The sequence below is a fragment of the Thermoflexibacter ruber genome (genome assembly GCF_900113045.1).
In the GTDB taxonomy this organism is placed as follows: domain Bacteria; phylum Bacteroidota; class Bacteroidia; order Cytophagales; family Thermoflexibacteraceae; genus Thermoflexibacter; species Thermoflexibacter ruber.
Genome location: NZ_FONY01000039.1, coordinates 36071 through 52340, shown reverse-complemented (window position 1 = coordinate 52340; position 16270 = coordinate 36071). Strand labels below are relative to the sequence as shown.

The following is a 16270-nucleotide window of genomic DNA, read 5'->3' as shown; positions in this document are numbered from 1 at the left end:
TTCTATTTCTCTTTCCACTTTTCCTTCAATTTTCCCTTCATTAAACGAAGTTTCCAAAGAGGCAGTAAAGTCCAAATAGTTCTTTTCACTATCTCGGTAAGATTGTAACTGCTTCTCATCAAAACGTGCAATCTCTGCGATTTGAAACAGCTTTCTAAACACTTTTTCTTGCAACTTAGCTGGTATCTCCTCTATTTTTACTAAGTTTTTTAGCACATACAACCACTTGTCAAAATGCGTTTCTATCTCCTCTAAGGTCTTGTCAAACTTCTTGATTTCTACATAGATAAAGCGCAACTTGTCATAAAATATCTTGTGTGTTTCCTTTTCTATTAGTCTGATGTCATGCACTATCTTGCCTCTGTTTGCTTTGTCGTCATCTATGAGAAAGTCGGTAATGGCTATGGAATAAACCCCTTTCAATTGATAGTTCCAATCGCCTCGCTTCGCCTGTTCTTGAATGGGAAAGGTAGCGTAATAAAGACTACCGTCTTTGAAATAATACTGGGCGAGATTGTAAATCCTGACCAGCAGGACTACCTTGATTACGAGTCTCACCAACTATAGTTTTCAACAAATATTCGTTCCTGATTTCCTCTGCCCCACCTACCTCTCTCCACTGGGGAGAGCAGATAAGTGTAATGCAGCAGCTTACTTCTTCGCAAAATCAATCAAAGCCCTGTAAATCTGATTTTTAGACAATAAGTTTTCATTGCCAAGAAAAATCATTTGTTGCCTTGCTCTGGTAATAGCTACGTTGAGTTTTCTATCAGTTTTGTCGTCATCAGCCAAAGAAACTAAGTTCCTCATTTGTAAGATGTTATTTATGCAAAAAGAAATAATGATGATGTCTCTTTGGCTGCCTTGATAACGCTCTACGGTATCTACCGTAATTCGCTCATAATCAGCTATACCCGCCTTTTCTAACTCATGGCGAATCTTGGCAATTTGGTTGCGGTAAGGAGTGATGACCCCCAAAGTTTTTTCTGGCACAAAGTCTTTATTATTTTGACTATACAAGTGCCTAATAGCCTGTATGATTTCTACTACTTTTAAGGCTTCAAACTCATTTACTTTTTCATCTATATCAGTATGCGAAACGGGAGTAGGGAAAAATAACAAACGCTTGACAGCAAGTAAACCTGCCAAAGAATCTTTTTCATAAGCCCCTGCGTTAAAACTTAGTCTTTCTATTTGCCAATCCGCAGGAATGAGTTTTAATTTCCCCTCATAAAAAAATTCATTGGCAAAAGCCATGATTTCAGCGTGCATACGCCCCTGATGCGTCAGCATATCATACGCCCAAGTCCATTCATTTTTCTGGCAAAGGTTAAACAATCTTTCAAAATAGGAATTTCTACGATTTGTTAAACCTATCTCTATCAACTCTTTATCTTTCACCTTGGAAAGCTCAGGTGCTTGCTGGGCAATGGCGGGAAGTTGTTTTTGGTCGCCAATCAAGATGAATTTTTCCACTTTGGGTAAGATGCCAATAATTTGAGGCTCTAATATCTGAGAGGCTTCGTCAATGATAGCGATATGGAACTTTTTTAAGTTGAACAGTTCGTTCTTCCCTGAGATAGAAGCCAATGTTCCTACAAAAATCCTTGTTTGCAAAATCTTTTCTCTGAGTTCTGCTCGGTTTTTGACTTGTGATGCAATTTTATCCAACAAATGCCCTCTAAACTCGGGCTTAGTGGAGAGTTCACTTCCTATTCTAATAAAATTTCCTAAGTGATGTTCACTAATTGCCTCGCAAATTTCATCTACTGCGCGATTGGTATAGGCAATGAGTAAAATAATGCTATCTGTTTGATTATAAAGTTCTTTCACTAAGGTCTTCAGCAAGCGAGAGGTCTTTCCTGTACCAGGGGGACCGACTATAAGGAAATAATCCTTTGCTTGCATGGCTTTTTGCACGATACCTGCACTTTCAGGATTGAGTTCGCTGAAATATGGAGGCGGAGGTGTTTTTTCCTCTGGAATAATAGGCTTTGCTGGGGCTTTTAATCCTAAAATCACTTCTTTTTTTTCTTTCAGCGGACATTCTAAAAAGCTAAATAAACCGCGATACATAGCATTAAAGCTATGCTCTAAGAAATCATGCTCTATCGCCCAGTAGTTGTATTTTTCAAAGAAAGATTGATTCTTTTGCTTATAGCGTAAGCGTACTTTGATGCTATCTTTTTCTATTTTTTCAATCGTGCATTTGAAAATTTGATTTTGCAGGGCAGTAGTTTCAGGAGTATCTCGTGGATAGAGTATGCCTATGTCGCCTTCGCGGAAATTTACAAAATCGTTCTTTGGATTAGTCCGCTTAAAAATCAAACAAGGGCTTTCAGAATACGATTGATTATCAATAATTTGTAAATCATATAAAATTTCAAAGCTATTAGCTTTGTCTTCAAAACTCTTTGCCCAAAGTGCAGAAAGTCCTTGGCTAAATTCGGTATCACCTACTTTACCTAACTGATGTTCTTTGGCTAAAAAATTGACAAAAGCGTAAAAATATTTTTTCTCTAAAGGAGTAGCAACTGCTAATATTTTTTGAATATGCACTACTGATTCCAAAGCGAAAGGGCTAAAGTTTTGGAACTCACTTTCTCGCAACAGACCTATTACTTGCCTGGCTTGGTATTCGCTGGTCGCTAAGGCAAATTCATTAGCTACAATTAAGTTTCTGATATTGAGCATTTCTTTTTCCTCTGAGATGAAAGAGGCGGCAAAGCGAAGGTTATTCCCACTGGCGGCAGAGTAAAAAATAGCAGGGTTAATTTGACGAGCCTCTGTTTGAAAAACTGATTGGAGCATGAGGCGATATAGCTGCGTTTGTATGCGATGATTCAGCCACATATCCGAGTTAGGTACAGACTTCCCACTTTTCAATTCTATGATGTCAAACTTATTGTTTCGTTGATGAAGCAAGTCCAATCGTCCCTGCAAGCCATATTTTTCTGAAAAAAAAGAAGGCTCTATATAGCAGTTTTCATTATTAATCCCAAACTTAGTAAAATCCTGCTCTACCGTCCGTTTGATATTAGAAAAGTGCAAATTGGCATTGCCCATAAAAGATTTAAAGTCAGCATTCTCCTCGATTTCTTTCAAAGAGGTGTATTCTATAGGATATAATTGAAATGTTTTAAGAAAACTATTCTCAAAAGTCGCAGGGTTTTCATCTGTTTGATTTAGGACTTCATCGAGAAAAAAGTTAGCAATATTCCCTAAGTGTTGGGACAGTGTTAGTCCTTGAACTTCTAATTTTCTCAATAAAAAAGCAAGAGGCTGCGTGCCTTTCATTTGAAAACACTCGGCAATGCCTGAAACATCTATGAGATAATCAGGCTCTAAAATAAAGTATTTTGGAATATATACACCATTCTCATCTATTTGTACGTCTAATAGGTTGAGTTGCGCTCCTTCCCAGAGTTTTTTTATGGAAGGGGTAAATTCATCATTGATAGTTGGGAGATTATACTTTACCGAGATTTGCTCCTCTGATTCATTGCTTTCTGCAAGACAGTATAAAATTTCATTTTTCCAATCTATGCTTATTACTTCTACTCGTACTTTCTCAATGCTTTTTCCAATGACTTTGGGCAAAGGAGCAAAAAAATCTGTCAAAGGCAATATGCTTGCTACTTCAGGAGGCATACCGACTTGGTAGAACTTTGTCAGGCTCTCAGCTAAGGATTTGAAAGCATTATCATATTCATTTTGAGAAGGTTGGTAGCCTTTTCTCAAAATTTGATGACTGAGAAGGCGGATTTGCTGCAAGTGCCAAGCTATCCTTTTGTTGATTTGATGTTGGTTGGTAAGGAAAGCAATGCGCGCAAAGAAGCTGGAGAAGTGCAAGCCAATATTTTTGGTTAAGTCTTTACTTACCTCATCTAATACATTTTTGAGTTTGATATACTTTTCTGATAGTGAAGTATTCTCTTGATGAATTTCTATCAGTAATTCAAAAAAATCAAGCATAGTGTCATTTTGAGGGTAAAATAACCCATTTTGTTTGGTATTGGTCGTATTGTGCGTAGTAAAATTGTTTATTTTCTTTTTTCAAAGCAAATAAACCTGCCATTTCAGGAATGTCTAAGTTACTAATTTTTGCTAATTCATCTCGGTAAACAAAGCGAACTTCGAGCAGTTTTGCCCCGTTTTTCATGCTTTGCATGATTTGGTAGGTTAGCTTTGCCATGAGCTCGTTGTCTTTGATGGGTGAGTAAAGATAAATAAAATCGGCTTGGGCGTAGATTTCTGGTCTGACTTCAAAAGCATCAGCTAAAATAGCATGGATTTGTCCACTTTGCTTAAAATCTTGCAAACTTTCTTTGGCGATTTTGACCAAATCAGGGGAATATTCTATGCCTATTGCTTTTTCAAAACCCAAACAAAGAGCGGCGTAAAGTTTTTCGCCATTACCTGAGCCTACGTCCATAAATACTTTATCATTACCTTGCTTAAGTAGGCTTATGTTTTCCATGAACCTTCGTAAGTCGTACAAAATTCCACCCCAATATTCTTGGTTTATTTCTTGGAGGTTATTGGGAATTTCTGAGCGTATCGCATGGATTAGGGCAGTTTTCCGCTCTATATCAAAACTTACTCGGCAGAAATTGATAATATCTTCTGGGGAAATATTAGCACTATCTAATTGGTATTTAAGATTTTTACTGTGCTGATATAATTGAATTTGGTTGAGAAATTGTATTTTTTCAGGATTTATGGCTACGCTTTGCTTGCTCTGCTCCTGCAAAGTTGGAGAGGAGCAGGCAATATTAAAAAGGAAAATAAAAAAACCGAATCTTATTTTTTGCATGAGTTTTCTTATCTGTAAATCAGCGAGTTTAGAATAGTATTACTTTCCTTTTCCATATCTTGGACAAATCCATTAATGACTACATAGCGAACTTTCCCGTTTTGGCGAATTACTATATCAGGGTTTTTGCCCATAGCGGCAAGCGGGCTTCCTACTTTCTTATAACGCTTATCTGTATTTAGTAAGATATTGATTCCCAGAGTAGTAAAATCTTCGCTAATTTTTTCTTTTTCTAAAACGACCGAAGTATAGCCTTCTTTGTACAAATCTCTTAGATTTAATTTTTTGATTTCTTGTAAACTACTGAACTTTTTGGGATAAACTTTGCCTTCCTCGCCTGTCATTCCTACACAATCTACTTCTTGATAGCCGTAGTAAATAGACAAATCGCCGATTTCATCTATAGCATTTTTATAGTAAAAATTCCTATCGTTGTCTATACCTATTTCACTATAAAGATAAGCTACATCTACTTTATAGTCTTTATTATTTTTTTTCAAAGATAAATTTCTCAATATCAAACTTTTAAGTAACCTTTCATTAAAAGGGATAGCCTCATATTGTGCAATTTGGTATTTTTCCCAGTTTTGATGGGCGATGGAGAAAATGCCCGTCATGAGGGCAATAAAGTTCATTTTTCTGATGTACTGTTTTTCGGGGTCATTGGGGTAGCCTCCTGATTCTATGAGAATTACACTTGTTCCCCACTTTTGAATATTATCTCCAAAAGCTCTTGGCTCAAAGTCGTCATTGTATTTGGCTATTTGATTGGGCATAAATTGATAGAGCGTTTCTGTCAATTCTGCAATTAGTTTCATTGCTCTGCCTCTGACCTCGTTGATGTCTTTTTCATAGTTAAAAGCAGGAGCAAGGAAAGAAATCGTAGCGGGTTTGGGAGTGTTGCCTACCGTATAGAAAATACTCTGGTCGTGCAAGTTAAAACCAAACTCGGGATTAATGCTATCGCGAATATTTTTTAAAATCATAGCCTCGGGGGATTGGAGGCGAATCGCATCGCGGTTTAGGTCTATTTCGTAAGCATTGCGGCGTTTCCAAACTTCTGCGCCGTCAGGGTTGAGCATGGGGATAAAGTACAAGGTTACTTTACTTAGTAAATCCTTTTTCAACTCGTCAGACTCATCTTTTTGGGTAAAAAAATTAAAAATATCGAAAAGTGCCATAGTAGCTGTGGACTCGTCCCCGTGCATCTGTGACCAAAGCAAGACTTTTGTCTGTCCTGTACCTAAGGTAATCAGTGAAATATCGCGTCCCTCTATGGATTTGCCTAAAAGACTTACTTGGAATAAAGGGTTGTTCTTTACTTTCTCGATAAGAGCTTGTACGTCTTTGTGTTTAAAGCGTCTATCTTTGATAGAAACTTCTTTGTAAGAATTGTATTTGTTAGCAATCTGCTCTATGAACTGTTTTTTGTCCATTATACTTTGACCTTGTGAGATATGAGAAAAATATATTAATAAAATCAGCAGTATTTTTGTTTTCATATTTGTTACAGTTAATATTAGGTGATGAGGAGTTTTACACAAAGATAATTGCAAGGTAAAAATTCTTAGAATATTTTGGTAACAGCATTTTTGAAAACAGAAAAAAAGAGGCTATCCAAACTTTTAGGTAGCCCCTTTTGATAAAAGATTTAGAAGATTAGATGAATTTTTCCAAGTGTTTTTATCTTGCTCCATAGAGCCAGCGTTCCCCGTTCACCCTAAGTGCGAATATCAATCTATTGACTGGTGTTTTAGGGTCTTTTTTGTCATTGGCATCGAAAGCCTCGAAAAAACCTTGCAAGTTATTACTTGCCAAATCGGGGTGTATCGTTCCCTCATAGGTGTCGTTGTTTATTGTCTGGCGTGCAATGCTCAACTTAACTGCATTGGAAAAGGCAGTAGGGTCCACCAAGGTTACACGATAGGTAACTGTTACGTCCCTTTCATTTTGCTTGTAAGTTTCCTCAAAAAGTACTTCGTTAGGCGTAGGCGATTTTTTTATGACAATGTCTGCATTACGGGACTTAAATAGTCTATCCTCCTCTGTGCCACTATCAAATCTTTTAAACATCTTGAATGTACCTGCTTTAGTCATAATATCTATATAGTCTGGCGGAGGCACTTCTATAATATTTGTCTTACAAGAATTGAACAAAAAGGCAAGTAGCAAAAGTCCGTAAATGGTTAAAGAATACTTTTTCATAAGAATTTTATACTTTTAAAAATACTTTCTCTATAATTTTTGTTACAAATTTAATAAAATACCCATTAATTTGAAGTTTTAAAAACAAATTATTGTTTGGGAAGGTATAAAAAAGCCTAAGTTTAGTTTTTATAAAAGACGAATTAACCTCTAAAAGAGTTGCAAATGATGAATTTTGCTGAGAGAATAAAAACAGGAGAAGGAGGAATCATAGTAGCAAAGTTAGACGATTTACTGACCTGGGCGCGTTTGTCCTCGCTTTGGCCTATGAGTTTTGGCTTGGCGTGTTGTGCCATAGAAATGATGGGGGCTTATACTTCTAATTATGATTTGGACAGAATCGGCGTTTTCCCACGTGCCTCACCCCGACAGTCCGATGTAATGATAGTAGCTGGCACGGTAACTTTTAAGATGGCTGACCGCATTCGCCGCTTATATGAGCAAATGTCAGAGCCTCGCTACGTGATTTCTATGGGAAGCTGCTCCAACTGCGGAGGACCTTATTGGGAGCATGGCTATCATGTAGTCAAAGGAGTGGACAGAATTATTCCTGTTGATGTCTATGTGCAAGGCTGCCCGCCGCGTCCAGAGGCATTGATTGGTGGTTTTTTGAAATTACAAGAGAAAATTAAACTTAAACAAAATGATGCGCCTAAGGCAATTGAAACCTTGTTAAAAATGCAAGAAAATAGCTCAATTTGACTAATATGTTAGAAATCCAGAAATTATAATCTAAAATCCTATATTTGCAACACTATATTTATAGCTTGAATATATGAAAACAGAACTCATACAAAAGGTGGAAAATGCCTTGAATCATATCAGACCCTATTTGGAGGCAGATGGGGGGAATGTAAAGTTATTGGATATTTCTGATGAAATGATTGCCCAAGTAGAACTCATCGGGGCTTGTAGCTCTTGTCCGATGTCTGTGATGACTTTGAAGGCAGGCGTGGAGCAAACCATCAAAAATGAAGTCCCTGAAATCAAAGGAGTACTTGCTGTTTGAAAAATCTCTAACAGAACTATAAATAAAAAATCACAACTAATTGATTATCAAAGCTAATTATGAAAAAGAAAAATGTATTTTATTTCTTAGGATTCTTTTTGCTTTCATTCTCTGCACTAAGCCAATCCAGTGAAACCCCCAAACTTCCTACAGAAAATGACTATTACAAAATGGTTACTCTGCCCATTCCAGAAGGGATTATCTTAGAAGGTGGGGGCGTAGAGAGCCTACCTGACGGCAGATTAGCAGTTGCTACACGTAGAGGTGAAGTTTGGCTTATAGAGAATCCATACATGAAAGAAGGGAAAAATCCATATTTTAAACTATTTGCACAAGGACTGCACGAGATTTTGGGCTTAGCTTATCGTGATAATGCCTTCTATGTAGCCCAGAGAAGTGAACTTACCAAATTGATAGACAGAAACGGAGATGATATTGCTGATGTATATGAAACAGTTTGTTCTTGGGATTTGTCAGGGAACTATCACGAATATAGCTTTGGTCCTAAGTTTTTACCCAACGGCGAGATGATAGTTACGTTCAACGTGGGCTTTTTTGACCCTGAATGGTGGATTGGGAGAAGCAAAGTAAAGTGGAGGGGCTGGATGGTCAAAATTACTCCCGAAGGCAAACTCGTTCCATACGCCACAGGAGTTCGCTCGCCCGCAGGTTTGGGCTTTAATGCAGAAGGAGATATTTTTTACTCTGATAATCAAGGAGATTGGATAGGTTCTGGTTTTATCACTCACGTAGAGCAAGGGGATTTTGTTGGGGGGAATCCTGCAGGGCTGGACTGGGCAAGTGAGCCAAACTCTCCTGTGAGTTTGAAAAGAAATGACATCACAGACTCGGGTAAACCACTTTTTGAGGTGGCTGAGGAACTCAAAAATAAGGGAAAAATTAAACCTCCTTCAGTTTGGTTGCCACATGGCATTTTAGGTATCTCTACTTCTGATATTGTCCCTGATAAAACGGCGGGCAAGTTTGGCGTATTTGAAAATCAAGTTTTTGTAGGCGACCAAGGACAAAGCAAAATTATGCGTGTGTTTTTAGAGAAAGTCAAAGGCAAATATCAAGGTGCTGTTTTTCCATTTAGAGAAGGTTTTGCTTCTGGTGTCTTACGTATGACTTGGGGAACAGATGGCTCCATGTTCGTAGGGCAAACTAATCGCGGGTGGGCAAGTACAGGGAAAGCTCCTTATGCCCTACAAAGGCTGGTTTGGAGTGGAAAAATACCCTTTGAAATCAAAGCCGTATATGCCAAACCTGACGGATTTGAGTTAGAATTTACCAAGCCTGCGGATAGAACTACAGCAGAATACATAGATTCATACGCTATTAAGAGTTTCATTTACAAGCATCACGGGAAGTATGGTAGCCCTATGATTAATGAGCAGGAGTGTAAAATCAAAGGGGTGGTGGTTTCGGAAGATGGTATGAGAGCGAGATTAGTAGTAGAGGGTTTACGTCAGCACTACGTGCATGAAATTAAGGCTATGGGTGTACTTGCAAAGGAGGAGAAAGTACCTCTTTTACATGACTTTGGTTACTATACTTTGAATGAGTTTCCAGAAGGTGAAAAAATAACGAATATAGTTGCTAAGTATTCTCCAAAGGCAAAAGTTACTCAAAATAAGGCGATGACTACGCCTACAAAAACTGCTTCGTTAGATAAGCCTAAAACCGCAATAAATACAAAAACTGAGAAACTTACACCAGAACAGTTGGCGGCAGAAGTAAGTTTGGGCAAGCAAGTTTTCCAAGAAAACTGCTCTGCTTGCCATGCCCTTGACCAAAAACTCATCGGTCCTACCATCAAAGAAATGTCCCAAATTTATCAAGGCAATCCCGCCGCCATGATACAGTGGATAAAAGCACCGGGCAAAAAGCGTGTGGGCGAGGCTATGCCAGCTCAGTCGCACCTGTCAGAGAGGCAATTGAAGTTAGTGGCACAGTATATTTTGAGTGTAAAGTAGTTTTTTTGCTCAACCCCTGAAAATCTTTGAAGTTGTAGGGGTTGAGCATAGTTTATAAAAACAAAGACTCCACTATATCTCCAATCTTGCTTACAGGCTTTACAGCAATTTGAAAACTTGGCAAGTCAAGACCCTTAGCATTGAACTTAGAGATGAAAATAGTATGAAAGCCTAACTTTTGTGCTTCGGCAATTCGGTTTTCTATGCGATTCACTGCACGAATTTCCCCGCCAAGTCCTACCTCTGCCGCAAAACAAATTTGGTCGCTGATAGGTACATCTTCTAAAGAGGAAATAATGGACACACATACTGCCAAGTCTATGGCAGGGTCTTCTACCTTGAATCCTCCTGCAATATTGAGGAAAACGTCTTGTGAGCCTAATCGATAGCCCCCTCTTTTTTCCAATACAGCTAATAGCATATTGAGTCTTTTGGCATCAAAACCTGTGCTACTGCGCTGAGGCGTACCATAAGTTGCTGTGCTGACCAAAGACTGTACCTCTACAAGTAGGGGACGATTCCCTTCTAAGGTCGTGCCAATGGTAATGCCACTTAACTCTCCTTCTCTCTGTGAAAGTAGAATTTCCGAAGGGTTAGTAACTTCTCTTAGTCCAGAAGAACGCATTTCATAAATCCCTAATTCTGAGGTAGAACCAAAGCGATTTTTCACTGTCCTCAAAATGCGGTAACTCAAATGTCTATCTCCTTCAAATTGTAAAACCGTATCTACCATGTGTTCCAATATCTTGGGTCCTGCTAATGTTCCCTCTTTGGTAATATGCCCAATCAGGAAAACAGGTGTACCACTTTCTTTGGCATATCGCAACATTTCACCTGCACACTCACGCACTTGGGAAACGCTGCCTGCGGGAGATTCAATAGCTACCGTAGTGAGCGTTTGAATAGAATCCACAATGACCAAATCTGGCTCTAAAATTTCTATCTGTTTGAAAATATTTTGTGTGTTGGTTTCTGTGAGTACATAACACCCTGATTCTTTATTGCTTAGGTCTTGTGAGGGAATATTTAGACGTTCTGCTCGCATCTTGATTTGCTGTTCGCTCTCCTCCCCGGATACATATAGCACTTTGGCTGTGGGCATACTCATCGCTATTTGTAGCATCAGCGTCGACTTTCCTATGCCTGGTTCCCCACCTATGAGTATGAGAGAACCCTGCACGATGCCCCCTCCCAATGCCCTATTCAATTCATTATCAGAAGTAATGATTCTGTTTTGTTCTTGGTAGTCTATTTGAGTAATGATTTTGGGTTTGGCGGCGATTTGCAAAGAACTGCTGTGCGACTTCCAAGTCGGCTTTTCTTCTTTCTGAATAATCTCCTCTACAAAAGTATTCCAATTTTGGCATGAAGGGCATTTACCCATCCACTTAGGAGATTGATAACCACAATGTTGGCAGAAATAAGAAGTTTTAACTTTTGCCATGTTTTATCTTTGATTAGGCTCGTATATCGGACTTTTCACAAAGATACTCTTTTCCTCTTTCAACTTTGGCAGTCTTTTAGAAAAGGTTTTATCATACATTCTTCTTATTTCCTATCTTCACTTTCTACCCAAGCCTCAAAAGGGGAAGCGGGTAAACCTTCTTTATTGTAAAGGTTTGCTCCCTCGGGATTGTCTGCCCACGCATAGCGTACCACCACAGGATTAGGTATATTTTCACTCCAAACAATGACTTGATTTCTCTTGATTTCTGCCTTTGCCCAAACAAATTTCTTATCCGCTCCTGCAACTGCAAATTGTTTCAGTTCTCCACCCAAAGCCATTAAGCCCTTGCCGATGTGAGCAAAGTTGAGTACAAGTTTTCCGTCTTTAGCTTGCATAGATTGGAAGATGGGACCTGAATAAACTACTTTTTTGTCTTTGTATGCCCATTTTCTTGCTTGCAAAGCCAAGCGTTTACCTACGTCTTCCTTGTTAAGTGGGTGAATATCATTCCATTCGCCTATGTCTATGCCTACTGCCATGCCTGTGTTGGGGACAGAAAGTGTTTTCAATTGGGCTTGGCGAAGTGCCGCCCATGCGCTTTCCGAAGGTTCTTTTTTCGTTTCCATAAAGTTCACTAATTGGACAAAGAGGAAAGGAAAATCGCCTTGCTTCCATTGCTTGCGCCAGTCTGTAATCAGACTGCTCATCAGGTCGGTATATTCCGCAGGATTTTTGGTATTAGCTTCCCCTTGATACCAGATTACGCCTTTGATGCCATAGTTGAGCAAAGGGTAAATCATGGCATTGAAAAGTCCAAGCGGCTTCCAACGAATAAAGGTTTGGCTGGGCAATGCCTCCATTTTTGCCCCCAGCTTAAATTTCCATTTTCCTTTTAGGTCAAGCGTTTGGTTATCAACGATTAATTCGTAAGGCTTGTCCAACACAAAACCACCTCTGCCTGAGTTATTTACTACCCTGACCACTATGGAGTTTTTACCTTCTTTTAAAATCGTAGAGGCAAACTCGTACCTGCGAGGTGGGTATTGGTAAGTAACCGAGCCTACAAAAGTTCCATTGATAAAAACAGAATCCGCATCTACAATACGTCCCATGAGCAACTTAGCTGGCTTGCCCACCATAGATGCGGGGACATTGATTTCCTTTCTAAACCAAACTACGCCGTTTACATTGCCCAAGCCACTATCCGCCCAATAACCAGGGACAGACATCTCCTGCCAATCAGCATCGTTGAAATCTGGTTTTTTCCAAGCATTTTTTAAGCCTTCATCATTCTGATTGAGTGTGCGATACCAAGTATTGCTTACTTTTTGGTCGTTGCTTTCTATTTCTTTGATAAGTTCATTGTTTTTAAACTTTTGGGCTTCCTCGTAGTAGTGAGGGAATTTTTTTAATGCTTCCTCACTGAGCCATGCTTCCGCAGGAGAACCTCCTAATGCACTGTTTATTAAGCCAATAGGAATTTTATATTTTTCATAAATGTCTTTGGCAAAAAAATAAGCCACCGCAGAAAAAGCAAAAATATGCTTGGGAACTGCCGCTTGCCACTGCCCTGAGCTTACATCTTCTTGGGCTTGGTTAAAATCGTACTTATCAGGGACTATAAATTGACGAATTTGCGGATAGTTCACTTTGGCGATTTCTTCTGCATACTTATCTCTTACCCTTTCCATAGGCAATTCCATGTTGGACTGACCGCTACAAATCCACACATCTCCAAAAAGCACATCACTGACTTTTACCTCGTTTTTTCCCTTAAAAATCAAATCATAACTACCTCCCGCTTTTTGGGGAGGAAGTTCCAAAACCCATTTCCCTGCTTCGTTGGCTGAGGTTTGGTAAGTTTTCCCTTTGAAAGTCAGGCTAATGGCTTCATTGGCAGATGCCCAGCCCCATAGTTTTACTTTGATGTCCCTTTGCAAAACCATGCCATCGCTAATCAAGCGAGGTAGGCGAATCTGAGCATTACTGCAAAAAGAAGAAAGTACAATAAGCAGGATAACTATTTTTATGGTTTTCATTTTCACCTATTTACTTAATTTACTAAAAAATACTCTAAAATCCAATAGCATTTCCCCCATCTACTCGTAAAGAAACGCCTGTAATATATTTTGCCCCATCAGAAGCCAAAAACAAAGCCGCTTCCCCAATATCTGCCGTTTCGCCTAAGTAGCCCATAGGAGTACGTGAAAGGACTTTTTGTTTGCGTTCGGGGTCATTGTTGAGAGCTTTGGCAGACATATCCGTAGCGATAAACCCAGGAGCGATGGCATTTACCCTAATGCCCAAAGGAGAAAGCTCAGATGCCATTGCCTTAGTCATTCCCTCAATAGCGGATTTGGAGGCAGTGTAGGCAATGACTTTGGGCAAGCCGTACATGGCTGCCATAGAACTGATATGGATAATAACCCCACTTTTTTGTTTCAACATTTGTTTGACTACTTCTCTTGACATAGCAAATACGGAACTTACGTTGGTATGTAGGATTCTTTGAAAATCCTCATCGCTAACTTCCGTCAATTCTTTTTTCATGTTAATCCCCGCATTGTTTACCAAAATATCAATTTTCCCATACTGCTGAGCTATGCTTTCCACTAAGGCAGGAATTTGGGATAAGTCATTCAAATCAAAGGAGATGGCGGCACAAAGTTCACCTAAACTTGCTTGTGCTTTTTCTAATTTTTCCTTATCTCTCCCGATAATAATAGTAAAAATCTGGTTAGCGACAAATTTTTGAGCAATTGCCAAGCCTATGCCTGAGCCTCCTCCTGTTACAATAGCTATTTTTTGTGGTGTCATCTTGATTATTGATTTTTCTAAATTCTCAACAGAAATTCTATCCCTTTCAAAGAAATAGAATTTCTATCGTTCTTTTATTGATAAGGCTCAATCGTCTGAATTGTACCGTCTTCGTTATATTTTAATTCAGTAACTTTCACATTGCGTAAGTGTGTTTTTCCTGAAAGTTCAGTATCATGGTAAAACAAATACCACTTGCCTTTGAACTCAACGATAGAGTGGTGGTTTGTCCAGCCCTGCACAGGCTTCAGCACAATGCCTTTGTAGGTAAAAGGGCCGTAAGGGTTATCTCCAATAGCGTAACAGATATTATGAGTATCTCCTGTAGAGTAAGAAAAATAGTATTTCCCTTTGTATTTATGCACCCAAGCGGCTTCAAAAAAACGTTTGTCATTGTCTTTTTCATAAAAGATATTTCCACTCTCATCTACCAATTTGATTTCTTTAGGTGCTTCCGCAAAGGCTTTCATGGAGGCATCTAACTTAGCAATTCTTGGTAGTACGGCTAATTCCTCTGGAGTTCTATTTTTTGCCTCTGGATTATAGGTATTATCCCCAGACCAACGCTGGAGCTGACCGCCCCAAATCCCTCCAAAGTACATGTAATAAGTACCATCATCATCTTTGAAAACGGCAGGATCCATGCTGTAGCTTCCCTTGATAGGCTCTTTCTCTGCCTTAAAAGGACCTTCTGGCTTGGTACTGGTAGCCACCCCAATTCTAAATATATCTTGCTTGTCTTTCACAGGGAAATATAGGTAATAAGTCCCGTCTTTGAAAGCGGCATCAGGTGCCCACATCTGCCTTTTTGCCCAAGGCACATCTTTGATGTCCAAAGCTACTCCATGCTCTGTTACTTCGCCTCCTATGCTATCCATAGAGAGTATTCGGTAATCTTTCATGTCAAAATGCCCCCCTTCGTCGTCTTCTGCGGTGTTGGATTCGATATCATGCGAAGGATAGATATAAATTCTATCATTGAAAACATGAGCAGAGGGGTCAGCCGTATAGATATGAGAAACTAAGGGCTTAGAAATTGGCTTTTTGCTTTCCTCTTTGGGAGCTTCTTGTTCTTGGGTTGCTTGTTGTTGTTCTTGGCTACCTTGCCCGCACCCCCAGAAAGTAAAAGCAAGGAAGGTAAGTAGCATAAGAGAATTTGTTTTTAATTTCATTTTCATAGAGTTTATAATTGATTTTCAAATAGATAAAAAATAATGCAACCGATTGCATAAATTTAGATGCAATATACAAAGCTTTTGTAAACAACAAATAAAAATTTGAGATTTTAAAAAACGATTGATTAGCGTTTTGAATGTTGTCTAATGAAAAAAAGATTTAGTGAAGGCGAGGCTATAATAGCACTAAGGAGCTAATCTTTCTATCCTCCAATTTTCTCCCTGCTTTGTATAGCGGATACGGTCATGGAGTCGGCTGGGTCTGCCTTGCCAAAACTCCAGCACTTCGGGGACGAGTCTATACCCCCCCCAATAAGCAGGTCTGGGAGGTAGCGAATCTTGATATTGCGATGCTAAGTCTTGGATTTGACGTTCCAAAAGGTTTCTGTCTTGGATTACTTGGCTTTGTGGAGAAGCAATCGCCCCAATTTGGCTTCCTTTGGGGCGGCTGTGAAAATAATCATTAGAAATTTCTTCACTTACTTTTTCTACTTTTCCCTCTATACGTACCTGACGTTCTAATTCTGCCCAGTAAAATGTCAGGGACGCAAAAGGATTCGTAGCAAGTTCTTTTCCTTTTCTGCTTTGATAATTTGTAAAAAATAAAAAGCCTGTATCCACTCCTTTGAGCAAAACTATGCGTCCTGAGGGTTTGCCATCTGCACTTACCGTAGCTAAGTGCATAGCGGTAGGCTCTAACATTTGGGAGTTCATGGCTTCGTGTAGCCAGTCCTTGAACTGCTCAAAAGGATTCGGTTTAACACTCTCAATATCTAATTTTTCTAAGGTATATTCTTTGCGCATGTCAGCTATATTCATAATTAT

Annotated in this window: 13 protein-coding genes; 3 read left to right on the top strand and 10 right to left on the bottom strand. The window is 39.1% G+C overall.

What is annotated here, in order from left to right; translation table 11 throughout:
* The 5 genes from BM141_RS18070 to BM141_RS18050 all read right to left on the bottom strand — a co-directional run.
* On the bottom strand, positions 1 to 558 hold a 558-nt coding region (locus tag BM141_RS18070), incomplete at its 3' end, for an Rpn family recombination-promoting nuclease/putative transposase (RefSeq protein WP_245764102.1).
* A 93-nt stretch (positions 559 to 651) separates the two neighbouring features.
* A complete protein-coding gene (locus BM141_RS18065) occupies positions 652 to 3975 on the bottom strand; it encodes an AAA domain-containing protein (protein WP_091548872.1) in 3324 nt (1107 codons plus the stop codon).
* Between the two features lie 4 nt (positions 3976 to 3979).
* Positions 3980 to 4816 (bottom strand): class I SAM-dependent methyltransferase, encoded by an 837-nt coding sequence (locus tag BM141_RS18060; protein WP_091548871.1) that lies wholly within the window; start codon positions 4814 to 4816, stop codon positions 3980 to 3982.
* 8 nt (positions 4817 to 4824) lie between these two features.
* Complete coding sequence (locus BM141_RS18055) at positions 4825 to 6318, bottom strand: M14 family zinc carboxypeptidase (RefSeq protein ID WP_091548870.1); 1494 nt, start codon at positions 6316 to 6318, stop codon at positions 4825 to 4827.
* A gap of 181 nt (positions 6319 to 6499) precedes the next feature.
* Complete coding sequence (locus tag BM141_RS18050; protein ID WP_091548869.1) at positions 6500 to 7021, bottom strand: hypothetical protein; 522 nt, start codon at positions 7019 to 7021, stop codon at positions 6500 to 6502.
* Between the two features lie 165 nt (positions 7022 to 7186).
* Here BM141_RS18050 and nuoB point away from each other — a divergent pair, with 165 nt between their 5' ends.
* The 3 genes from nuoB (at position 7187) to BM141_RS18035 (ending at position 10006) form a co-directional block, all read left to right on the top strand.
* On the top strand, positions 7187 to 7723 hold the full coding sequence (gene nuoB, locus BM141_RS18045; RefSeq protein WP_177217442.1) for an NADH-quinone oxidoreductase subunit NuoB: 537 nt from the start codon (positions 7187 to 7189) through the stop codon (positions 7721 to 7723).
* 73 nt (positions 7724 to 7796) lie between these two features.
* Positions 7797 to 8030, top strand: a complete 234-nt coding sequence (locus BM141_RS18040) for a NifU family protein (RefSeq protein ID WP_091548868.1) — start codon at positions 7797 to 7799, stop codon at positions 8028 to 8030.
* A 59-nt stretch (positions 8031 to 8089) separates the two neighbouring features.
* Positions 8090 to 10006 carry a c-type cytochrome gene (locus BM141_RS18035; protein ID WP_091548867.1) on the top strand — a complete coding sequence of 639 codons (1917 nt, stop codon included), beginning with the start codon at positions 8090 to 8092 and terminating at the stop codon, positions 10004 to 10006.
* Positions 10007 to 10058: 52 nt separating this feature from the next.
* Here BM141_RS18035 and radA read toward each other — a convergent pair whose 3' ends face one another.
* From radA to pdxH, 5 genes are all read right to left on the bottom strand, one after another.
* Positions 10059 to 11450, bottom strand: coding sequence for a DNA repair protein RadA (radA, locus tag BM141_RS18030; RefSeq protein WP_091548866.1), 1392 nt, complete (start codon positions 11448 to 11450; stop codon positions 10059 to 10061).
* Positions 11451 to 11554: 104 nt separating this feature from the next.
* On the bottom strand, positions 11555 to 13492 hold the full coding sequence (locus BM141_RS18025) for a sialate O-acetylesterase (protein ID WP_091548865.1): 1938 nt from the start codon (positions 13490 to 13492) through the stop codon (positions 11555 to 11557).
* Between the two features lie 34 nt (positions 13493 to 13526).
* Positions 13527 to 14270: an SDR family NAD(P)-dependent oxidoreductase gene (locus BM141_RS18020; protein ID WP_091548864.1), complete on the bottom strand. Its 744-nt coding sequence runs from the start codon at positions 14268 to 14270 to the stop codon at positions 13527 to 13529.
* A 74-nt stretch (positions 14271 to 14344) separates the two neighbouring features.
* Positions 14345 to 15442 carry a glycoside hydrolase family 43 protein gene (locus BM141_RS18015; protein WP_245764101.1) on the bottom strand — a complete coding sequence of 366 codons (1098 nt, stop codon included), beginning with the start codon at positions 15440 to 15442 and terminating at the stop codon, positions 14345 to 14347.
* Positions 15443 to 15631: 189 nt separating this feature from the next.
* The gene (gene pdxH, locus BM141_RS18010) at positions 15632 to 16264 is read right to left on the bottom strand and encodes a pyridoxamine 5'-phosphate oxidase (RefSeq protein ID WP_221407705.1); all 633 of its coding nucleotides are present in this window, start codon (positions 16262 to 16264) and stop codon (positions 15632 to 15634) included.
* Positions 16265 to 16270: the final 6 nt, after the last annotated feature.